Annotated in this window: 19 protein-coding genes; 8 read left to right on the plus strand and 11 right to left on the minus strand. The window is 58.8% G+C overall.

Going from position 1 to position 20,897, the window contains the following annotated elements; genetic code table 11:
* The first annotated feature begins 45 nt into the window (after positions 1-45).
* From RLW55_RS01125 to RLW55_RS01155, 7 genes are all read left to right on the plus strand, one after another.
* On the plus strand, positions 46-741 hold the full coding sequence (locus RLW55_RS01125) for a ZIP family metal transporter (protein ID WP_409562227.1): 696 nt from the start codon (positions 46-48) through the stop codon (positions 739-741).
* Between the two features lie 1,258 nt (positions 742-1,999).
* A complete protein-coding gene (locus tag RLW55_RS01130) occupies positions 2,000-3,292 on the plus strand; it encodes an efflux RND transporter periplasmic adaptor subunit (protein ID WP_409562226.1) in 1,293 nt (430 codons plus the stop codon).
* A gap of 13 nt (positions 3,293-3,305) precedes the next feature.
* Positions 3,306-6,593: an efflux RND transporter permease subunit gene (locus RLW55_RS01135; protein WP_423415336.1), complete on the plus strand. Its 3,288-nt coding sequence runs from the start codon at positions 3,306-3,308 to the stop codon at positions 6,591-6,593.
* Positions 6,594-7,907: 1,314 nt separating this feature from the next.
* Positions 7,908-9,266: an MFS transporter gene (locus RLW55_RS01140; protein ID WP_409562224.1), complete on the plus strand. Its 1,359-nt coding sequence runs from the start codon at positions 7,908-7,910 to the stop codon at positions 9,264-9,266.
* Positions 9,250-10,896 carry a tryptophan halogenase family protein gene (locus RLW55_RS01145; protein WP_409562223.1) on the plus strand — a complete coding sequence of 549 codons (1,647 nt, stop codon included), beginning with the start codon at positions 9,250-9,252 and terminating at the stop codon, positions 10,894-10,896. The genes RLW55_RS01140 and RLW55_RS01145 overlap by 17 nt, the downstream gene beginning before the upstream one ends.
* A gap of 146 nt (positions 10,897-11,042) precedes the next feature.
* A complete protein-coding gene (locus tag RLW55_RS01150; RefSeq protein WP_423415337.1) occupies positions 11,043-11,258 on the plus strand; it encodes a hypothetical protein in 216 nt (71 codons plus the stop codon).
* 65 nt (positions 11,259-11,323) lie between these two features.
* Complete coding sequence (locus RLW55_RS01155) at positions 11,324-11,581, plus strand: AAA-associated domain-containing protein (protein ID WP_409562222.1); 258 nt, start codon at positions 11,324-11,326, stop codon at positions 11,579-11,581.
* A gap of 6 nt (positions 11,582-11,587) precedes the next feature.
* On the opposite strand, the gene RLW55_RS01160 is transcribed toward RLW55_RS01155, so the two are convergent.
* The 10 genes from RLW55_RS01160 to RLW55_RS01205 all read right to left on the minus strand — a co-directional run bounded on the left by RLW55_RS01160 (position 11,588) and on the right by RLW55_RS01205 (position 18,007).
* Entirely contained in the window at positions 11,588-12,553 is a 966-nt protein-coding gene (locus tag RLW55_RS01160) for a cation diffusion facilitator family transporter (protein ID WP_409562221.1), read from the minus strand.
* 91 nt (positions 12,554-12,644) lie between these two features.
* On the minus strand, positions 12,645-13,994 hold the full coding sequence (locus tag RLW55_RS01165) for a cation diffusion facilitator family transporter (RefSeq protein WP_409562220.1): 1,350 nt from the start codon (positions 13,992-13,994) through the stop codon (positions 12,645-12,647).
* A gap of 1 nt (position 13,995) precedes the next feature.
* Entirely contained in the window at positions 13,996-14,262 is a 267-nt protein-coding gene (locus RLW55_RS01170) for a metal-sensing transcriptional repressor (RefSeq protein ID WP_423415338.1), read from the minus strand.
* Between the two features lie 548 nt (positions 14,263-14,810).
* The gene (locus tag RLW55_RS01175) at positions 14,811-15,620 is read right to left on the minus strand and encodes an energy transducer TonB (protein ID WP_409562218.1); all 810 of its coding nucleotides are present in this window, start codon (positions 15,618-15,620) and stop codon (positions 14,811-14,813) included.
* Between the two features lie 272 nt (positions 15,621-15,892).
* Complete coding sequence (locus RLW55_RS01180) at positions 15,893-16,426, minus strand: helix-turn-helix domain-containing protein (protein ID WP_423415339.1); 534 nt, start codon at positions 16,424-16,426, stop codon at positions 15,893-15,895.
* Positions 16,363-16,548 (minus strand): hypothetical protein, encoded by a 186-nt coding sequence (locus tag RLW55_RS01185; protein WP_409562216.1) that lies wholly within the window; start codon positions 16,546-16,548, stop codon positions 16,363-16,365. Before RLW55_RS01185 ends, RLW55_RS01180 begins: the two co-directional genes overlap by 64 nt.
* 137 nt (positions 16,549-16,685) lie before the next feature.
* On the minus strand, positions 16,686-16,811 hold the full coding sequence (locus RLW55_RS01190; RefSeq protein ID WP_409562215.1) for a DUF4113 domain-containing protein: 126 nt from the start codon (positions 16,809-16,811) through the stop codon (positions 16,686-16,688).
* A 201-nt stretch (positions 16,812-17,012) separates the two neighbouring features.
* Positions 17,013-17,372: a hypothetical protein gene (locus RLW55_RS01195; RefSeq protein WP_423415340.1), complete on the minus strand. Its 360-nt coding sequence runs from the start codon at positions 17,370-17,372 to the stop codon at positions 17,013-17,015.
* Between the two features lie 101 nt (positions 17,373-17,473).
* Positions 17,474-17,665 (minus strand): DUF3606 domain-containing protein, encoded by a 192-nt coding sequence (locus tag RLW55_RS01200; RefSeq protein WP_409562213.1) that lies wholly within the window; start codon positions 17,663-17,665, stop codon positions 17,474-17,476.
* 111 nt (positions 17,666-17,776) lie between these two features.
* Positions 17,777-18,007, minus strand: a complete 231-nt coding sequence (locus RLW55_RS01205; RefSeq protein WP_409562212.1) for a hypothetical protein — start codon at positions 18,005-18,007, stop codon at positions 17,777-17,779.
* Between the two features lie 282 nt (positions 18,008-18,289).
* On the opposite strand from RLW55_RS01205, the gene RLW55_RS01210 reads away from it, so the two are divergent.
* Complete coding sequence (locus RLW55_RS01210) at positions 18,290-18,451, plus strand: hypothetical protein (protein WP_409562211.1); 162 nt, start codon at positions 18,290-18,292, stop codon at positions 18,449-18,451.
* Between the two features lie 847 nt (positions 18,452-19,298).
* Here the strand turns inward: RLW55_RS01210 and dnaB are convergent.
* Complete coding sequence (gene dnaB, locus RLW55_RS01215) at positions 19,299-20,762, minus strand: replicative DNA helicase (protein WP_409562210.1); 1,464 nt, start codon at positions 20,760-20,762, stop codon at positions 19,299-19,301.
* Between the last annotated feature and the right edge of the window lie 135 nt (positions 20,763-20,897).

The raw sequence follows: 20,897 nt of genomic DNA on the forward strand, positions 1-20,897 counted from the left end.
TCAAGACTCGGCTCGGAGATCATCCGAAACTGAAGGCAAATCATAATGTCCATTGCTCATTGGCTGCTTATTTCGCTTATCCCGGTGTCTGCGACCGTGATTGGATGTCTCGTTGCCGCCCGATACCAGCCCGGTCCCTTGATCTCGAGTGCGATCCAACATTTTGCAGCCGGCGTCGTCTTTGCGGCAGCGGCGGGAGAGGTTTTGCCTGAGCTAAAGCATGGATCGTCGGTGTGGTCGATTGCGATTGGGGGTGGAATCGGCATCGCAACCATGTTGACCCTCGAACAAGTGGGTAAGCGCGTGAGCGGAACGGCGGGTGTTGTCGCACTCGTCGCTCTGGATCTCTTTATCGACGGCTTGGTTTTGGGCCTTGGCTTTGCAGGAAGCGCGAAAGCGGGCATTTTGCTCACCTTCGCGCTGACACTCGAGGTTCTTTTTCTCGGCTTGTCTCTGTCGCTCAAACTCAGAGAGAACAACTTCAAGCCGACTGCCATCGTCGCGATGGTTGCGGCGATCTGCATATTGCTGCCTCTTGGCACGCTTTCCGCGGGCCTCGCCACTCAACTGCCCACGATCATCCTGAGCGGCTTTTTCGCTTTCGCACTGGTGTCTTTGCTTTATCTGGTAACGGAAGAGCTGCTCGTGGAAGCCCATGAAAGCGGTGACGCGCCGTGGGTCGCCGCCATGTTTTTCGTGGGCTTTCTTCTGTTGCTCATTCTCGATGCGCTCATTGCATAAAACGAAAATTATCTTTGGCACGAGCGGGCGTTTATATGGCGGCCCCAGTTGCCTGGGCCGCTATTCGTACCGTTGACGCTTTTGGTGCCGGAGCGCCTCAAACGGGTCCACGCGCTGATGCGTATTCAAAATCTGCGAAGTATTCGGGGTGGTTCACGCTGGCTTCTATTGTCAAGCCCGTTATCGACGAACTTATTGTCTGGGGTACGTAGAGACTGCTCTCGAACTCCGTGGTTATGGCGATGCGGGACATCCCGCAAGGAATAAATATGGCAGAGATTCGAGGACCCTCGGAAGACCCTCCGGCGTTGCGCAGCCTTGAAATTCGGACCTTTGAGCGATGTGTAACACCAAGACCGCGATTACGTGTCACTTTGCGATGCCCAATGAACATCCGGGTGATTTTTGTCGCCGATGCCCTCGTATGCTTGCAACGCGCTTCAACATCGACCACACGATCTTCGAGATAGACGTCGGGTAGAGTGCCGACTGCGAGATAGAATCCGACGACGTGATTTGAACCCATCTGTTCGAATAGATTTGCTCAAATCCAAATCATTGACAATTGAAGTCAATTAATTGACTTTCGCCGTCAATTTCGTCGCGACGCAATAGTGTCCGAAAATAAACAATTCCTGCGGCAAATTCCGCGGCGGCCGATTTCCAGCAATTGGCAGTCGCCTATCGACTTGACTTCGCCACTTTCACAAACCATTTTCGCGACCATGATCGGTTCGGCGAAAAACAATCGTGGGGATGCAGCTGACGCAATCGCGTCTTGGCTCATGCCCTCGCTTGTCTCTCGCACAAATCGGTTTTTAAAGGCGCTCCTCGTCGCGTTCCTTGTGTTTTCCGGCATGCCGGTCGCGACGTCACATGCGCAGTCGCATTTTTCGACGGGCGGACAAGCGCACATTGCCTTAGTCAGCCAAAGCGATGCGCAGGACGACTCCGATGCAGGCGGCACGCTGTTCAATGGTCTTGAGCATCACGTGTGCAGCTGCCCTTGCGTCCAACCAGTCCCAACCAGATCCCACTACATTTCCGCGTTCCTTGAGGGTTCGCGCGTGAATTATCCGGCTTACTTGGACACTCTCGGGGATTCCTTGGAGCCAGATCCTATTCACGAGCCACCTCGGTCCATCGCAGGCGCATAATCGCTCGTGCGGGCGTGATAACTGCAGCGCGGCGTACCTCTTCCATCGTCTTTAAAACCTGAAGCTTTGAACGCACGCTTTCGTCAAGCGCCGCGGTCAGCATGGATTATATTGTCATGAAGCGACTTGGTCTTGTCGCCGGCTGCCTACTCGTGGGCACGTTTGCGGGTGCGTACTTTTTTCATACAGAGCGTTTTGCGGTGACATTTCGAGATCTCATCGGTCTCGAATCTCAAGCAGAATCTGCACATGCCGCGAAAGACTCGGATCAGGGGCATGAGGGCGAATCGCCGAAACCAACGGGCCACTCCGGTCCGGAAGGCGGCAATGAGAATGAGCAGCTGGCTATCGCAGCTGACCAGATCGCGCAATCCAACATTGCTGTTCGACCCGCTGAAGCCGGCGTGTTGCGTTCACGCCTACGCGTTCCCGGCACGATCATCCCCGATCGCAACCGCGTGGGCCGCGTACCGTCTAAAGTCGTCGGTACCGTCGCGGAGTTGAGAAAGGGACTTGGCGATCCGGTCCAAGCGGGCGAGGTCATCGCCCTCCTCGATAGCCGCGAGGTTGCGGACGCGAAGAGTGAATACATCGCAGCGATTGTGAATTTCAAGCTTCAGGAAACCTTGTTCCAGCGTGAGAAAACCCTTTGGGAGAAGCAGGTCTCCTCTGAACAGCGCCTCCTTCGCGCCGACGCTACCTATCGGGAGGCGCAAGTCCGACGGGACGTGGCGAAACAAAAGCTCTCCGCGCTTGGAGTCAGTGAAGACGCGATCACGAAGCTTGCGGATGCGACTGACGAGCCTAAAGGCCTTGAGCGCTACGAGATCAAAGCGCCAATCGGAGGCCGCGTGGTCGAGCAACTTGTCGACGTCGGCACACCGATGGGCGGAGAAGGGCAAGCGCACGAACTCTACGCCATCGCGGATCTCAGCAAGGTCTGGGTCGAGTTGACCGTTTCGCCGCAGGATCTTCCCTTGATCAAGGAAGGCCAGCAGCTGACCTTGGAGGGTGCTGATAAGGCGCGCGGCACGATCATTTTCACCAGTCCGGTTCTCAATCAGGACACCCGCTCGGCACGAGTAATCGCTTCGGTCGACAATCGCGACGGCGCGTGGCGCCCAGGCTCCTTCGTTACGGCCGATATTGCCGTGTCCGAAGCGATGGCGGATCTCGTCATCCCGAAAGCCGCACTTCAGACGATTGAAGGCAAATCCCGCGTGTTTGTCCGCACGTCTGCCGGATTTGAGTCACGCGAAGTCTCGGTCGGCAAGGATGATGGAAGCTCGGTTGAGATTCTCTCAGGCCTCTCGGCGGGCGAGCCGATCGCCGTCGCCAACACTTTCTTGCTCAAGGCCGAGCTTGGAAAATCAGAAGCAGAACACGGCCATTGATTAGGACACTCAGATGATCGCTCGACTGCTCTCATTTTCTGTTCATCAGCGCTGGCTCATAGTCTTGCTGACGGCGTTGACGGCGGCGTACGGAGTTTATTCACTCGATAAACTTCCGATCGACGCCGTACCCGACATCACCAATAACCAAGTCCAGATCAACACAATCGCCGCTTCTCTGTCGCCCGTCGACATCGAGAAACAGATCACATTTCCGATAGAGACTGCGCTCGCGGGAATCTCAGGTCTTGAATATACGCGGTCCCTCTCCCGCAACGGCTTCTCCCAAGTAACGGCCGTATTCTCGGAGAAAACGGACATTTACTTTGCCCGCCAACAGGTCGGTGAGCGTCTAAGGGAGGCAGAAAAAAACCTTCCCGACGACACCAAGCCGAAGCTCGGTCCCATCTCAACCGGCCTTGGCGAGATCTACATGTGGACCGTGCAGTTTGCGCCCCCGGCGGCTTCGCAAATTCAAGAGGGCAAAGCGGGTCCCCAGAGTGACGGTAGCTATGTCACCCCCGAAGGCCAGCGGCTAACAACAGAAGTCGAGCGGACGGCCTATCTCAGAACCATCCAGGATTGGATCATCAAACCTCAGATGATCACCGTGCCTGGTATCGCGGGAATTGATGTCATCGGAGGCTTAGAAAAGCAGTACGTGGTGCAGCCCGATCCGGCTCGCCTTACTGCTCTTAGGCTGTCGTTCTCTGATATCGCGCTTGCGCTCAGTCAAAACAACGTCAACAGGGGCGCGGGATACGTTGAGCGCAATGGCGAAGGCTTTGCCGTGCTCAGTACGGGCCGACTTGCGACGTCCGAGCAAATCGCGAACGTGGTGATCACGACACGCGGCGGGGTCGCCATCCGCGTCAAGGATGTCGCCGCGGTGGGCATCGGGAAAGAGATCAGGACGGGAAGCGCCAGCGAAAATGGCCGGGAAGTGGTCGTCGGAACAGCGCTTATGGTAATCGGCGGAAACAGCCGCACGGTGGCCGCCGCGATTGACGCCAAAATGCAAGAGGTACGTCGAAGCCTGCCGCCCGGAATAGAGGTGCAAACGGTTCTCAACCGCACCCAATTGGTCGACGCCACGGTTGCAACGGTGAGCAAGAATCTCGCTGAGGGTGCGCTTCTTGTCATCGTCGTCCTCTTCCTAATGCTCGGAAACTTCCGAGCCGCCTTGATTACGGCGCTGGTTATTCCGCTCGCGATGCTGCTGACAATGACGGGAATGGTTCAAGCGAAGATCAGTGCAAATCTTATGAGCCTGGGCGCTCTTGATTTTGGTCTGATCGTCGACGGTGCGGTGATTATCGCGGAGAACACGCTTCGAAGAATAGCGGAGCATCAGCACGAACTAGGGCGCAAGCTGGCCCTTGAAGAGCGTTTGGAAGTAGTCATTCGGTCCGCCGAGGAAATGATCAAACCTTCGGTCTATGGGCAGGCCATCATCATTCTAGTCTACGTGCCGCTTCTCACGTTCACTGGCGTAGAAGGCAAGATGTTCGAGCCCATGGCTTTGACCGTCATCATCGCCCTCATCGCCGCTTTTGTGCTCTCTATGACCTTTGTTCCGGCAGCCATTGCGATCGCTCTTTCCAAGAGCGTTGAGGAGAAGGAAAACTTTCTCGTCCGAATTCTCCGCCGCGCTTACGAACCGTTACTCCGTGGGGCCCTGCTTAAACCGGTGTATTACATTCTTGGAGCGGTCGCGCTGCTGGTGGTTGCTGGCTCGCTTTTTTCTCGGCTTGGAGAAGAGTTCATTCCGACGCTCGACGAGAAAAACCTCTCTATGCAGGCAATCCGTATTCCGAGCACGTCGCTCTCGCAATCTCAGCAGATGCAGATTGAGCTGGAGAAAGTTGTCAGCAAATTTTCCGAAGTCGCGTTCATCTATTCGAAGACGGGCACGGCAGAAGTTGCCTCCGATCCGATGCCGCCCAACGCATCTGATACCTTCATCATTCTAAAACCGACGGAAGCGTGGCCGGATCCAAATTTAGGGAAGGACGGGCTCGTAGCGAAAATTCAGGCTGCCATAGAAAAGCAGCCGGGCAACAATCTCGTTTTCTCGCAGCCAATCCAGATGCGGTTCAACGAGCTCCTCGCCGGTGCTCGAGGCGACCTCGCTGTGAAAGTCTTCGGCGATGATTTTGAGCCGATGCTTCAAACCGCAAATCGAGTTGCTTCAATCTTACGAAGGACGGAGGGCGCCACCGATATTAGCGTGGAGCAGGCTTCGGGGCTCCCTTTCCTTTCAATTACTATCAACCAGGACGAAATCGCGCGGCTCGGACTTAGTGTAATGGCCGTCCAGGACGTAATCGGCGCGGCGATTGGTGGCAAAGAGGCTGGCGTGGTATTTGAGGGCGACCGCCGCTATCCCATCATCGTGCGCTTGCCAGATAGCATGCGCGAGGATCTTGAAAAGCTTAAGCACTTGCCCGTGTCATTACCTGCCGACGGCAATGGCAAAACTGCCTCCGTCCTGCTTGAGCAGGTGGCAAGTTTCGACTTCACCGAAGGGCCCAATCAGATCAGCCGTGAGAACGGCAAAAGGCGTGTTGTCGTCACGGCCAACATTCGCGGGCGCGATATCGCATCAGTGGTTGCGGAAGCTCAAAGCAAGGTTGCCAGTCAAATCAAACTGCCGTCCGGGTATTATATTTCGTGGGGCGGACAGTTTGAAAACTTGGCGGCGGCACAGCAGCGCATGATGCTGGTCGTTCCGGCATGCTTCTTCCTGATTTTCTTGCTGCTTTATTCGGCGCTCGGATCTCCGCGGGACGCGCTGCTCGTCTTTTCCGCCATTCCGCTCGCCCTTACGGGCGGCATCATTGCCTTGTGGCTTCGCGGTATGCCTTTCTCTGTGTCAGCCGCGGTTGGCTTCATCGCGCTCTCAGGCGTTGCTGTCTTAAACGGCCTTGTGATGATGACGAGCATCAACCAACTCGTGGACGAAGGGATTGAGCGAGCGAATGCGATATATGCGGGAGCGGTTACGCGCCTTCGTCCAGTTGTCATGACGGCATTGGTGGCATCGCTCGGGTTTGTTCCGATGGCGCTGTCTACCGGGACCGGCGCCGAGGTACAAAAGCCGCTCGCGACAGTGGTAATTGGCGGCCTCGTAAGCGCGACGATCCTGACCCTTCTGGTTCTTCCCGCTCTTTGCGCGAGCTTCGGAGGCAAACCAGCAACCGGGTCCGAGCCCGAGGCGGAAACTCCGATCCCGATGCCAGTCAAGCCTGAAGGCAAAGGAGCGTTAGCAGCGCTAACGGCATCCGATGCGACGCTATAGGAGCGACGTAAACATGAAGCGCGCGTTTGAAAGAAACCCGATCGTTATGCGGCTTACCGCGATATTCGTGCTGGCAATCTTTTTGCCGGCTGCCGCGATCGCAGCTCCTCTGCGTTACTGCGTGGGTCAAAACGGGCATCGCGCGATCGAACTTTGGCATGCGAAGGATCTTCACCAAGCGAAGATGCATGCGAGTATCCGTGTCCCCGCGCCCCAAAGGTCGCCTGCCGCCGTTCACTATCCGATGCGCAAGTGCGTGGACAAAATCCTCCTGCCTATCGTTGCGAAATCCGATGCGCGCTTCCTCGCGGCCGCGGGCCAAGATCCCACTGTAGAATCGGTCGACGGACTTCGCCTCGCGTCTCGCGCGAAGCGACTTACGAACGTCAAACTGCATGTCGAGTATCCTACCGCGCGTCAGTCCGATCCGCGTCTCCGGATGCTCAAAACAGTCGTGTTGCTGAACTAGGAGACAGAGAAGCCTCAAGGCTTCGATTGCGGAAGAAGCGCTTCAGTCACTTGCGCCCCGGCTTCGGAGCTGCCGCCTCCAGTTTTTTACAGTCTGAGAACTGAACGGGTGCACCTCGTGCGCGCGACGCCGAAGGTTTGCCAAAATCAACAAAAGGACCATTGAAAATGATCACCTCAAGGCAAATCAAATTCTCGAGTTTCATATTCGGGATGATTGCTTCTGTTGTCGGTATAATCGCCGATAGCCAGTCATTCGCAGCGGACAACACGGAGACAACAAGCCCGCCAGTAACCTACGGTCCGCTTGTGGTCGCAGACGCGCATTCATACCGGCATTGCCACAATCTTTCGAAGAGAACGTACTGCCACAAGGCGGATCGTCTCCCTCAGAATTGGCCGCCGAACAGCAATACTCCTCATCGGTCGGGATCCGAGAGCGGTGTTGGGAAGGATTGCCTGCCCCTCTCCCGGCGATGCCCCAGTAACACCCGCTACGGAAAAGGATGACCCGTCGAATTCCGCTGGGGCGCCTCGCCCCAGCGGAAATTGAATTTGTTCGCTCAGACAAGAGTGCGCCGGATGTCAGAGAAAGACAGCGGAGTAAGTTTCGAAAACCCGATCGCGTTTTGGATCGGCGTTGTTGCTGTAACCGCGGGCGTTATCGCCCATATCCCTATGTATCTGATGGGCCGCGAAATGGGATACCGCCTGGCTGGAATGCCCATGGATTCGACAATGATCGTTGGCATGTGTGCCATCGTCTTCGGACTTCTCGCAAGCCTCTACGGCTTGGTTCCCCGGTCGGCAAATGCACTCGCAAAGCGCGTGTCGCAACTCGAGGTCGTGACCCTCGACGACGCGAAGCTAACCCCGGCGCACCTCGGGTTGATGGTCACGATGGCGTTCTCGGTCACCATAGACGTGATGAAGCCGACGACCCTCGCTTTCGTGATGCCGGGAATGGCGTTGGAATACGACTTGTGGTCTCCCTTAAATCCTCGCGGAACAATTCCGGTATCATTGGTCGCGCTTTTTGCGATCGTTGGCACAGTGATCGGCTCGTTTCTTTGGGGTTGGCTGGGCGATCGGATCGGGCGGCGCGCTTCAATCCTGTTTGCCGGTCTTGGATTCATCGCGACATCGATATGCGGAGCAATGCCGAGTTTCAGCTGGAACTTAGCTATGTGCTTCCTGATGGGGATTAGCGTCGGAGGAATGCTTCCGATTTGTTATACGCTTCTCGCAGAGACGATGCCCGCGCGATATCGTGGAATGCTCATGGTCTTGATCGGCGCCGATGTTGCCGGTGCCTACGTGATTACGAGCTGGCTGTCAGCCGCGCTTGTACCAACCTACGGCTGGCGAGTTCTATGGCTAATCGGCTTGCCGACGGGGCTGGCGCTGATTGCGCTTAACAGATGCATTCCTGAGTCCCCCCGCTTTCTGATCGCCATAGGGAAGGACGAGGAAGCGAAAGCAGTAATGGCGCGTTATGGCGCAAGGATAACCGAAACTCCCGTTAAACTCGCACAAGCTGGTGCAGGGTCTTGGCTGAGGTTGGTCAGTGGTCCCTTCCTAAGACATTCATTGGTCATAAGTTGGATTGGCTTCGCTACAGGACTGGTCCTGTTCGGGCTTAATCTTTGGATGCCAACGAACCTTCGTCAGGTGGGTTTTTCAGACGCCGATTCCATCCTTCGGGATGCGGCGCTTATGGGCCTTCCTTCGACTTTTGTCGTTGCCTGGCTTTATGGATCCTGGAGCAGCCGCAAGACGATCGCGTTGCTAACAATCATTACCATGGCTGCGCTGTTCGCATTGATCGTAGCCGCCAGCTCCTTCGCGGACAACAGATCCTTCATCTCGGTGCTGATGATTATCCCGGTCTGCGGCATCAGCTCGTTATCGGCCGTCGTGTCCGTCTACGCATCAGAGGTCTTTCCGACTCAGATGCGCGCCAGGGGAGGTGGTCTGGCTGCCGGATCAGCAAAGCTTGGCGGTGTGATTGTCATCGCTATCGTCAGTAGTGGTCTGACACCACCGTCTACGCAGTTCATTGCGTTCATCGGCGCTGCATCGATGGCGCTGGCGTCGATCCTCGCACTCACAAGCTTGATCGAAACGAGGGGGCGGGGACTAGAGCGGCTTGAAACGACCGAACGTCTGCAATCGAAAGGGGGGGTATATGGGAAAGCCGATTAAGAACATCACCATCGTAGGAGGCGGCACAGCCGGTTGGCTCGCGGCTGCTTTCTTAAATCGTTATTGCACAGCGGAAGACCCGCGCAAGAGCATCAATATCACGCTCGTAGAGTCGCCCGACATTCCCATTGTCGGCGTCGGAGAGGCGAGCCTGCCAGGAATGGTGGTCCTCTTACACCAGTTGGGCATCACGGAGTCGGAATTTTTCGAGTCGACGGATGCGACCTTCAAAGTTGCTGCGCATTTCGTGAACTGGAACCACGACAAGAACGGCAATGCAATCGAGTATTTGAATATCTTAAATGCGCCGCCGATCTTAGAAGGCCACGCGCTTGCCGACTATTTTGTCAGCTTCGATCCATCGCGAGGAGACTCTCATGCAGGCATGTCCTATGTGAAATCGTTTTCTCCAGTGGTGCCCATTGTCACGGGAAATCTATCCCCCCGAAATCCGGAAGATCCAGAATTTAGCGGTGAAATCGGCTACACCTATCACTTCGACGCCACTAAGTTGGCCGCGTTTTTGCGAAACATCGCAACCCGTCGCGGCGTAAAGCACATCGTCGACAACGTAGATTCGGTTACCCTAGACGAGCGCGGCTTCGTTGCGAGCTTGCAACTTCGTGAGCACGACGAACACAAAGTTGATTTCATCATCGATTGTACGGGTTTTAGAGGATCCATCCTTCAGCGGACTTTAGGCGAGCCGTTCGAGTCTTACTCGGATTACCTTTTGAACGATCGCGCAGCGGTCATCCAAATTCCTCTAAAAGACCCCTTGAACATTCCTCCGGTGACTCGCGCAACCGCATTTTCCGCAGGCTGGAACTTCAATATTCCGCTCACCACACGCGTGGGCACCGGATACGTCTTCTCAAGCCAGTTCATTTCGGACGATGACGCCATTCAAGAGCTGCTTAGGGCATATGACGTGCGAGACGGAGAACCGCGTATTATACCGATCCGCACCGGCCGGGTTCGGAATGCCTGGGTGAAAAATTGCGTGGGCCTCGGTCTCGCTGGCGGGTTTATCGAACCTCTAGAAGCCACCGCGATTTTCATGACCGACTTGGCGGTTCGTTGGCTCCGCCGCTTTTTTCCCACGACCGATTTCGAGCCAGCTCTCATTAGTGCCTACAATCGCCACGTGCATCGGTTGTACGATGAAGTTCGCGACTTAGTGCAGCTTCACTATCATCTCAACAACCGTCAGGACTCTGCATACTGGCGGGCAGCCCGCGAGGGCGTGCAGCTTTCAGATCGTCTGCGAGATAATCTGCAAATATGGCGTTCGAGGACGCCCGAGGACATGGATCTCGAGAGCACTTTTCTCTTCGGAGCCCCTGTCTACGCACTCCTGTTAATCGCCAAGGGCTTTTACGCGGAAGCGCATCTGGCCAACGCTCCCTTTCTGAACCGCAGTGTGTACGACAGATACCGGCAGGCTATGCGGACAGCTCGTGCACGCCAATTAAAGAACCTCGTGCCGCAAGGCGAATTCTTGAGAAACGGCGGTGCTTTGTTGCGGCCGAAGACAACGGCTCACGTTTCCCCACCGTTTGGCGGATTCGCTCAACCCAGCACGAAAATCAAGTTACCTCCGTTTCCTCTGAAGCCAACAAAAAACTGACTCGCGACCGGTGCACCAGGATGAGCAGAACACATAATTTATCCCCCAATACGCGCCGGCCACATTCAAAGGCGCAAGAGCTTTCCGCTATCGAGGCGGAGATCTTTGCGCGATGGGTGTCTCGCGTCGACGATGCAAGGAAATTGGTGGCAGACCAAATCGTATACTCGGTCAAAGCGAAGTGGGGAACAGCGGTAGCGCTCGAGGCCGCGACTGGAATTTGCCCGACGGAAATATCGCGCATTCGTCACGGAAAATTTGACCGGTTTTCGCTGGAGCGATTGGTGCGTTTGCTGTGTATCGTCGAGCCGAACGTGGAGGTTCTACTAAAAGTGAAGATCGTCCCCAAAGGCGAAAAATGAGCTCTGCAATGCGTCGACTTTTACTCTACATCATGGGGTGAGCGGTCCGTCGGGTGGCTGCCTCAGTGTTTGGCACTTCCGGCACCGGGACCCGTCAGCACCTCATCACGCATGTCCCGAACATCGGGCACATCCGCCGCGTGCTCGACGAACGGCCCGCCCGCCGCGCGCCGGACTCGCGCTTCCAGGACGAGCCTGAGAACTACATCGACGAGGATTCCGCCAAATCCACGCTCCGCAACATCGTATCCCTCGCGCGCTGCGGGGAGATGTTCGACTTCGATAGCGAGAGCAACACCTTCAGGCTCGACAACCCGGCATAAGGGGCGTCACACAACGTCGTCGGGCTCCAATGCACAGTCGGGTGTCTCCGAGACCTCGATCTGGAAGGTGGCGTGGGCGATCTTGAACCTGTCCTTCAGCATTTCCGAGGTGCCGGATAGAAAGGCATCGCCCGGATGCCCTTTGGGCATGACGAGGTGACACGTGAGCGCGGTCTTCGTCGTGCTCATCGCCCAGATGTGAAGGTCGTGGAGCCGGGTCACGCCGGGGAGGGTCTCCAGCGATTTTCTGACCGCGGCCGTGTCGATGCCGGGCGGGACAGCCTGCATCGCCATCACCACCGAATCCCTGAGAAGGCTCCATGTGCTCCAGACAATCAGCCCGGCGATCACGAGGCTCACCAAGGGGTCGAGCGTGAGCCAGCCGGTGTAGAGCGTCACCGCGCCCGCCAGGACGACGCCGAACGAGATCGCCGCGTCTCCGGCCATATGCAGGAAGGCTGCCCTGACGTTGATGTCGTCGTTGCGGCCGGAGGTGAAAAGCCACGCCGTGAAGCCGTTCCCCAAAATGCCGATGGCGGCGACAATCATCACCGTCATTCCTGAAACCGGCTCGGGTGAATGCAGCCGCTGGATCGCCTCCCAGGCGATGGCGCCGGTCGCGACCAGCAGCAGGATGGCGTTCGCCAACGCCGCGAGGATGGAGGAGGCGCCCATCCCATAGGTGAAGCGCGCGGTGGGCTTCTTCTTCACCAGCGCGCTCGCCCCCCACGCCAAGAGGAGCCCGAAGACGTCGCTCAAGTTGTGTCCCGCGTCGGCCAACAGGGCCATGGAGTTGGACAGCACGCCGAACACCGCCTCCAGCACGACGATGCCGACATTCAGCGACGTCCCGACCGCGAAGGCCCAGCCGAAATCCTTGGGCGCATGCGCGTGGGCATGGCCCGGACCGTGATCATGGCCGTGGTCGTGCTTATGACCGTTGTGGTTATCATGATCGTGGTCGTGCGCCATCGGCATTGCTTCTCGTTGTTGTCATCGGGGGCCGCAGGGCGACCCGTGCCCACGCTACGTCCTCCAGTGACTGGAGGAGCAAGCGCTTTGTCTAATGCCCGTGGGGCTCTTCCATTTGAAATTCTATGATTTCTAATTGGTCGCCGGCACGCAGGTTGAGCGTGGCATCAAATGAATGCGGCTCCGCCGGCGCTGCGTTGCTGACGTAGCGATGGGGCTCGTCGCGCATCGGCGCGCAATCAAGATGCTCGTCACTCGACGGGCGCCGGATGTTGACTGCGACTTTCAAGCCCGCAGGATAGTGGGTGAATGTCACCCGCATGCGCTCGCCCTCGGGCGTATCGATGATTTCCACCAAGCCCCCCGCCAGCTTGCCCTCAAAGGGAAACGGCGCCGGGGCATGATGATCGTGATGACCGGCGTGCTCTTGCGGTGCGCCTGAAACGGCCTCATCCGAAGCATGGACGCGGACATTGGCGACGGCCAGCGCGGGGATGTGCGCGAACAGCTCGTTCTTGAGGGCCATGCTGATCTTGTCTGCATCGGCCAAGGTCGCTGCAGCATTGGCCAACACCGCCGTGTCGACGTGGAGCTTGTGGCCAAGCCAGCGCGCTTTGACGTCGGCGACTTTGGTGATGCCTTTGACGTGCTCCGATGCGTGGCGCACCTCGGCAACAAGACCGGGCTCGACGCCATCCAGCATGCGGGTCAGCACGGACCAGGCGGATTGCCAGACGATGAGAAAGATGGCCGCCGTGATGAGGAGGCCGATGATGGGGTCGGCCAGCGGAAACCCGAGCCACACGCCGATTGCGCCGACGACCACCGCGAGGCTGGTGAGCCCGTCGGTGCGGGCATGATAGCCGTCGGCGATCAGCGCCGCGCTGTTGATCTCGCGGCCCACGCGGATGCGGAACACCGCCACCGCCTCGTTGCCGATGAAGCCGATGAGCCCGGCAAGCGCGACCCACCCCAAGGCGCCGATGGCTTGCGGGTGCAGGATGCGCTCGATTGCTTGATACCCGGCAACCAGCGCGCTGAACAGGATGATGGCGACGATGGTAATGCCGGCCAGGTCCTCGACGCGCCCGAGACCGTAAGTGAAGGTGTCGGTCGGCTTGCGGCGGGCGAGCCGGAAGGCGATCCACAGCGGGATGGCGGTTGTGGCGTCGGCGAAGTTATGGATGGTGTCGGCCAGCAGCGCGACGCTGCCGGAGATGAGCACCACCCCGACCTGGAACGACGCCGTGATCGCCAACAGTATGAAGGACCACTTGATGGCCCAAATGCCCCGGTCCGTCGTGGCGATGGAAGCGTCGATGACGCCATGGCTGTGGCCGTGCCCTTCGCCGTCGCTATGGCTATGCCCGTGACCAACGAGCGACTTCTCGTGGAAGAAGCCGAACCAATCCAACACGTCCGTGAATTTCAACTTCATCATCTTACAGGTACTTGCTGAGGGCCTTGAACTCGGCGAGCGCGGCTTTCGCGGGCTTGCCGTTGCCCGCCACCGCGTCGTCCAGGCAATGGTCGATATGGTCGTGGATCAGTTCGCGCTTGGCATTGGCGACGGCGTTTTCGATGGCGTGGAGTTGCTGCGCGAGGTCCACGCAGGATCGCCCCTCTTCGATCATGGCGATGGTCGACCGCAAATGGCCCTCGGCCCGCTTGAGGCGCTTGATAATGTCGGTATGGTTTGTGTGCTTCATAAGCCCATCATATCCCCCTGGATAGGATATATGCAAGCCGCACACTTTCGGGAGACTTCGTTGCCCTTTGCCGTTCTCAGCCTTTTGACCATTCCTTCTGCCGCGCCTTGAACTCGGACGACACGATCTTGTAGGGCGCGATGTTGCCTTCGTGGGGCGCCAGCAGCTCGGTCTCCACCGTCTCTCGATGAAGCGGGGCCTGTCCGAAGCCCGCACATCAGCTATGCGGCCGTCGATGAGTTCTTTCGCCGATGCTTGCCGGGGCGGCCCGCGCACCACGTCGCCAAAGGTGCCCAGGATGAGGATGAGGTTGCGGTAGCGCTCGCGGAACTGGTCCGGCTCCCCAGCGTGTGGCGGAGCAGGGCGTATTCCAGCCTGTTGAACGCGTAACCGCATCCCGTTGATATAGGTCTGCTCCCGCGCGTCGATGAACGACAGCGGCAGATTCCAGTTGAGAACGGGATGTTGGCGGCGAGCCGAGCACGCGCTTGTTCACGTCCTCGAACGGCTGCAGGTAAGCAGGTGGACCAGCGCGAAGAAAAAAGCCGCTATTTGATTCTGAATTCGATCTTGAGCGAGAACTTGAGCAACTGTCCGGTCGCGTCGTCTGGAGGGAAAGGAAACGGATCGGATCGTTGGATCGTCGCCAATGCTTCTTCGTCGAGCATAGCGAAGCCTGAGGATGAGCGAATTCTCCCCTCTACCAACTTTCCGCTGCGGTCTATCGTAAATTCAACAACGGCGGCGCCTTGCTGCTCACGCTCCCTTGCTTCACGGGGATAGCTTTGGTGCTTCCTTACGTGCAAGCGGATTGATTTCTGGAAGGTGAGTACCGCTTGGGTGTCTTTGATCGCCTCGCCGATTTGGTTCGTAGACTGAGTTTTTTGTTCTGTAACCGCAATTTGAGGCGGCGCAGCTGCTGATGAAGATGCTGTTTGTTGAGGCGCCAGATTTTCGGGCTGGACCTCTTTGAGCTCTTCCTGCTTCGGCGTCGGTTCTTTGGCGGGTTTAGCAATGGGCAGCGCCACCTCCGGCTCCGGCGCTAGAGGTGATTGCTCAAATTGCGGTATGTCGAGCGGCTTGAGTTCCTCGACCTTTTCAGTCGTCGGCGGGGTAGGTACGGCGTCGTCAGCTTGCGGCCCAAGGGCGGCTTCGGGTGCTTCGACACGCTGCTGCGTTACGATCGGAGAAAGCTCCATCGCAATCGCGCCGGTCACCTCGTCGGCAACCTCGTCGACCTGCGGCTTGGAGGTTGCCCAAAGGACTAATCCGACATGAACAACTGTGATGAGCGAGCCGCAAAGCCACCATTTAAACCAAGCGTGGGACCGCGGAGGGAGAATATCCGAAGCCAGCATTACGGCCTACCCGGCGGCCCCACTGCGGGCTCGGAGGAACCGGACATTACGTCGTTGTCCAAGCCTTCGATGCCGGTCAATGCCACTTTCAGATACGAGCGCATAGTCTACTCTATCCTGAAACATCGCTCTACGCGCGCTCCTCGTTCTATCGCCATGCTGGGCAGCGTGTAAGCTCCTTGGCGAGGGCGAAGAAGTCCTCCGCGTCCACTTCAATGCCCTCACTGCGTTTCTTGTTCCGATGAGCTGGCAGAAACACCGCGTCACGTTGGTCAGATCGAAATCAGCAGCAGCACCGAGACACGAAACATCTTCGCGAGATTCACGGCATCCTCGGCGTGAAGCCGGGCAGACCCCTTCTCCAGCTTTTGATACATTTGAAAACTGCATCCAAGCTCCGCCGCCGCCTGCATCTGGGTCTTTTTGGCGCCGAGGCGCGCGACGCGGAGACGTCTCCCGCACGCGACATCCCACGGGGACGCTGGCTTTTTCTTTGGCACTCGGCGCAGCTTTCCTTGACGGCGCACCAACAAGGTGGCCGGGGAGTTCAAAGCCGTCGAATGAACGGCGCAGTATATTGCTTGCGCTATTTTGCTGCCTCCCCGACCGCAGGCCGGAGGAGCATTCGTTTCAGCTGTGCGACAGCCGCATTCGTCGAGCCTTGAATCTCGGCACCTGATGGTGCACGTGGAATCTATCGCGTGGTCCCCACTTCGCCAACGTGCCCCTTCCACGCCACCGCCTAGAAATATCGCATCACCAATCGCGGCGGCGCGCCCTTGATGAACCACACGAGACACAGCCACGCGAGGAACATCAGAAGCCAAAGCGTGATTGCACCAATCGTGAGCGCGAGGCGCGCGGTCCAGTAGATCGCGATACCGGCGCCAAGCAGACAGGGCACCCCGTAGGTGATGAGTTTTTCCATGGCGCCAGGCTACGTGCTTCCGCTTGGTCTGCCGATACATGGTGCACAGCGCGTACACATCGGGATTCTTTCGCGCGCATCTCGTGTGTCCCCTGTTGCAACATTATCGATGCTCACCTGACTTCCAGCAGCTGACCTCAATCGGTCGTGTAGTGCTTGCTCTTGCGCTCTGCCCTGAGGCCCCAGCGCTGCCGGGTGCCCGACATCGCGAACCCGATGGTGCCGCGGCCGTGATCAAGGTTGAGCTTGTCGATGGTGCGCATCTGGGCATACGCGTACTCGGTACAAAACGCTGGATGTGGGGTGCTGACAGGTTGTGGATACCGTATGTGCCCTTTCACGCCGGGCACAAGCCGAACACCAGGGGAACAGCGCGAAAATGGGCCTCATCGGTCTTTGTGATGTCGCGTGAGGACCTCGTGGGCGGGCCCAGCTCGAATGAGGGGGCCTTTCGGCCCCCGGCTTCAACGGGATTGGTCCGCGCCAAGCCCCCATGCCTTCAAGGCCCGTTCCGTCTCCTCGGGCGCGATGGTGGTCATGTAGTCCGGATGGAACTTCTGGAACTCCCTCGGCAAGTCGCGGATCGGCAGATGGCTCACCGCCTGCCCCATCGCGTCGCTGATGACCTTGCGGCGGGCCACGGCAAGGTCGCGGCCGTGGTCCAGGCGTTCGCTGATCTCCTGCGGAAGGTTCGGCGGGACAAGCGTCTCTTCGTCATGGCGGAGGCATAGCTTGTATTCATCGAGCGCCATTCCGAGGGCGTCGGGCACGCGTTCGAGGCGCAGCTGCCCAACAAGATCCGACAGCAGGTCGAGGTGGTCCATGTGGTGGTGGCTTTCATTCGTTTTTAAAATCGCCTTCACCCGGCGACGGCCGCTTATGGTGGCCACCACATGGATCGCCTGACAGCGCCTTCCCGCGTCCCCTACTTCGACACTTTTTCCTTCAGGTACTTCTCCACCGCCTTCGCGTTGTCGGACCCGGTGGCGCGACTGGCGCCGGCAAGCGCCTGGCTGCTGACGCCGAACTTGTCCTTCCAGTAGTCGACCTCATACCGCTCGCTCATATTGATCCGCGTGCGGTCTTGTTTGCCCTTCTTGGTTTTATCATCGGCCATGGGTCTCTCCTTTGCATCGTGCGGGTCAAACGCCAGAAGTGCCGAGGCAGATCCCATCGCCCACGGCTTGGCGTGCCTCGCACATGCTCCGCAAGCGGCCAGATTTGTCGATCAGCCTTCGAAGGCCTCCAACGCGCCCATCAAATCCGCGCGCAGCTTTTCCGTGAGGGAAGGGTTCTGCGCAACCTCGCGCACCACGGCCAGAAACGCGATGATGCCCGCGCCGTCGATGATCTGCCCCGCTTCCTCGGCGTAGGATTCCCACATCGCCTTGCCTTCGAACCGCGTGTCCGGCGCATTGCCATGATACGCGCACAACGACCGGCAGACCCGTTCCGCCAACGGCCGACGCCTCAGTGCCATCGTGTTCCCCCGCCACAACTCAATTACCTTCCTTTGTTGGTTAGAATCCTCGCAGAGGAAAGCAACTCCGCGCGATGTCCCTAATGGCATCCTAACACGGGCGTCTGGTTGGTGGGCTTCTGTTGAGGCTTCATCCGCAATTTGCTCCGCCTACGGAAGGGTTTCCTTTTCGCAACAGCCCCTTCCCCTCGTTCCGGCGCCACCCTTGTCAGTTCGGTTTTCGCGTTGTCCGATAAGCCTACGACAAGGAAAGCACCTTCAATGCGTGTTCTGGGACTTCTCGTTTTGGGCGCCGCGCTCTGCGGCAATGCCGCCGCACTCGAGGCGTCCGCCGGCGCCGACACGGTCAACAGCAGCCAGGTGGGCATCAACGCCAAGATCGGCCAACCAAATCACCACGTCGAGCATCAACAACATCTTTAACTGTGGTAAGAACGGGCAGCTTTACGATTCCGTCCACAACGTCTGCATTTCCGTGGACGAACCGCTCGCGAAGAAGATCGCCGCCTGCACCACCAACAAGCAGTCTATAACCAAGCCACAGGCGCGTGCATAGCCTCGGCGCCGGACCTGACCGCGAACCTCAACACCACCAACCTCGGCACCGTCACCGCCCTCCTGAACAAGGTCGTGGCGTGCAACACCGCCAAGCAGTTTTGCAGTTCCGCGACCGGCACGTGCGCGGCTGGCTCCGGCACCATCCGCCAGACCTACGCGAGCCCGATCTATAACATCGCCAAAAACAGGAACCCGCAGACTACGGCCTCGGCACGCGCGACCTGTGCGTGATCAGCTACCAGTAGGGCATGACCTCCCAGCCGCGCGGCGGCTGCCAGATCAGCTCGCCGGGTGGCGCATGGAGCCTGACCATCACGTCGTCGGACGACAGCGCGTACTGGTGCCAGGCGACCTGCTACGACATCCAGTAGGCCTGCTAAACGCGTAGGGCTCCGAAAGCGCCGCGCTCATCCAACCCTATCGATGAGGCGCCTGCGCACCTCCATGGCGAACGCCAAGCGGCCACCGGAAAGGATACCGGTGGGGAACCCAGCCGGGATCACCCACGGGCAATACGCTGTTCCTGAAGAAGTTCGGCCTCGATCATCGCGCGGAGAGGCGATGACCGCAATTCCGATTCCCGCCGGGCCAACTGCTCCGCATGCGCCCTTTTCCGCAACTCGGCCGAGGCCCGCCTACCGGCGGGAGCACGAGGTTTAGCGGTCAGATCACGTTGTTCTGTAAGTCTCAGATCTCTTGCGGAGACGGTTCGTCAGTGCGCGTGGCGGGCGAGACTGTGGAAGGTGGTGGTTTCGGCCTGGAACAGCAGGTTCACGGTGTCGGTCGGTCCCTTGCGGTTCTTCGCGATGATGAGCTCGGTAATGCCCTTGGTCCTTTCCAGCTTGTCCGTGAGCTCGATGGTCTTCTTGCGGTCGGCGTCCGTTGACGCGGCGCTTTCGGAAGCGCCGCCAAGCTGCTGTTTGAGATAGTATTCGGGCCGGAAGAGGAAAGCCACCACATCGGCGTCCTGTTCGATGCTGCCGCTCTCACGAAGGTCGGCGAGCATCGGCCGCTTGTTGTCGCGGGATTCGACGTTGCGGGAGAGCTGCGAGGCGGCGATGACGGGAACATGAAGTTCGCGGGCTATCTGCTTGAGGCCCATGCTGATGTCAGACACTTCCTGCACACGGTTGGCTTCGTTCCTCCGGCCGGGCGCGGTGGCGAGTTGCAGGTAATCGACCACGATCAGGCCGATGCCGTATTGCCGCTTCATCTGGCGGGCGCGGGCGCGCATCGCCTGGATGGACATCCCCGGCGCATCGTCGATGTAGAGCGGAAGCTCGGCCAGCGCCCCCGCCGCGCGGGTGAGCCGTTCCATCTCGCCGTCGGTGAGGTTGCCGTTGGCGATGCGCTGCGCGTCGATTCCGGCGTGTCCCGCCGCCATGCGCTGCATGAGCTGCTCGGCCGACATCTCGAGGCTGAAGACCCCGACGGCCGCGCCGTGGTCGTTGCCGGACGCGAGCGCCTGGGCGGCGTTGTGGGCGATGTTGAGGAGCAGGCTGGTCTTCCCCATCGACGGCCGCGCGCCGAGGATGATGAGGTCGCTGCGCTGGAAACCGCCCAGAAGATTATCCAGGTCGACGAGGCCCGAACCGATGCCGGTGACGCCGCCCCCTGCCCTTTTGGCCTTCTCGGCGCTGTGCAACATCGCTTTCAGGCTTTCGCGCACGTTCCGGAGCGAGCAGGTGGTGCCGGTGTTAGCTAGCCGGTAAAGCTCGTCGCCCGCCTCCTTGACGATGACCGCGGTGGCTTCCGGTGAGTCCGCCTTCTCCGCTTCCACCTTCATCGTTTCGGCAAGGCCGATGAGCATCCGCTGCGTGAAGGTGTTGCAGATGACCTCGGCGAGGCTTTTGACGTCGCCGGCCTGGCCCGCGTGCTCGAACATGCTGGAGAGGTGCGGGAAGAGGTCGTTCTGGGCGTTGAAGCTTGTAGAGTTGAGTTCCTGCGCGAGGTTGATCGGGTTGGCTTCGACGCCACGCGTGTTGATGATGCGCTCGAGCGCTTCGAAAACCGCGGCATGCAGGGGAATGTAGAAGTGTTCCGGACGGAGCGTTCCGGCGACGTCGTCGTAGAGCCTGTTGTTGACCATGAGGGCGGCGATGAGCGCCTGTTCGGCGGCGACGCTGTGGGGTGTCGCCTTGATCGCGACGACGTGCGCGGCTTTCGCCGCGGACATTCCGACCGCCTTCGCTTCTCCCATGGCCGGACACTGACGGAATTGCGCCGGGGTGTCTTGCGGCGTGCCTCTTTGGTGGGCATCCGATGCACCCGCGATCATTCCTGGTCATGTTTTCAGCAATGACCGTTCCGC

The sequence above is a fragment of the Hyphomicrobium sp. B1 genome, assembly GCF_049532635.1.
Taxonomy (GTDB): Bacteria; Pseudomonadota; Alphaproteobacteria; order Rhizobiales; family Hyphomicrobiaceae; genus Hyphomicrobium_B.

Excerpts from the sequence above, each read along its gene's own strand:
- RLW55_RS01165 (WP_409562220.1), bottom strand. The coding sequence starts at position 13,994 with ATGATGAAGTTGAAATTCACGGACGTGTTGGATTGGTTCGGCTTCTTC.
- dnaB (WP_409562210.1), bottom strand. The coding sequence starts at position 20,762 with ATGTCCGCGGCGAAAGCCGCGCACGTCGTCGCGATCAAGGCGACACCC.
- RLW55_RS01135 (WP_423415336.1), top strand. The coding sequence starts at position 3,306 with ATGATCGCTCGACTGCTCTCATTTTCTGTTCATCAGCGCTGGCTCATA.
- RLW55_RS01145 (WP_409562223.1), top strand. The coding sequence starts at position 9,250 with ATGGGAAAGCCGATTAAGAACATCACCATCGTAGGAGGCGGCACAGCC.
- RLW55_RS01130 (WP_409562226.1), top strand. The coding sequence starts at position 2,000 with ATGGATTATATTGTCATGAAGCGACTTGGTCTTGTCGCCGGCTGCCTA.
- RLW55_RS01185 (WP_409562216.1), bottom strand. The coding sequence starts at position 16,548 with ATGGAAAAACTCATCACCTACGGGGTGCCCTGTCTGCTTGGCGCCGGT.
- RLW55_RS01125 (WP_409562227.1), top strand. The coding sequence starts at position 46 with ATGTCCATTGCTCATTGGCTGCTTATTTCGCTTATCCCGGTGTCTGCG.
- RLW55_RS01190 (WP_409562215.1), bottom strand. The coding sequence starts at position 16,811 with ATGCGCACCATCGACAAGCTCAACCTTGATCACGGCCGCGGCACCATC.
- RLW55_RS01210 (WP_409562211.1), top strand. The coding sequence starts at position 18,290 with ATGCGTGTTCTGGGACTTCTCGTTTTGGGCGCCGCGCTCTGCGGCAAT.
- RLW55_RS01160 (WP_409562221.1), bottom strand. The coding sequence starts at position 12,553 with ATGGCGCACGACCACGATCATGATAACCACAACGGTCATAAGCACGAC.
- RLW55_RS01200 (WP_409562213.1), bottom strand. The coding sequence starts at position 17,665 with ATGGCCGATGATAAAACCAAGAAGGGCAAACAAGACCGCACGCGGATC.
- RLW55_RS01170 (WP_423415338.1), bottom strand. The coding sequence starts at position 14,262 with ATGAAGCACACAAACCATACCGACATTATCAAGCGCCTCAAGCGGGCC.
- RLW55_RS01195 (WP_423415340.1), bottom strand. The coding sequence starts at position 17,372 with ATGGACCACCTCGACCTGCTGTCGGATCTTGTTGGGCAGCTGCGCCTC.
- RLW55_RS01175 (WP_409562218.1), bottom strand. The coding sequence starts at position 15,620 with ATGCTGGCTTCGGATATTCTCCCTCCGCGGTCCCACGCTTGGTTTAAA.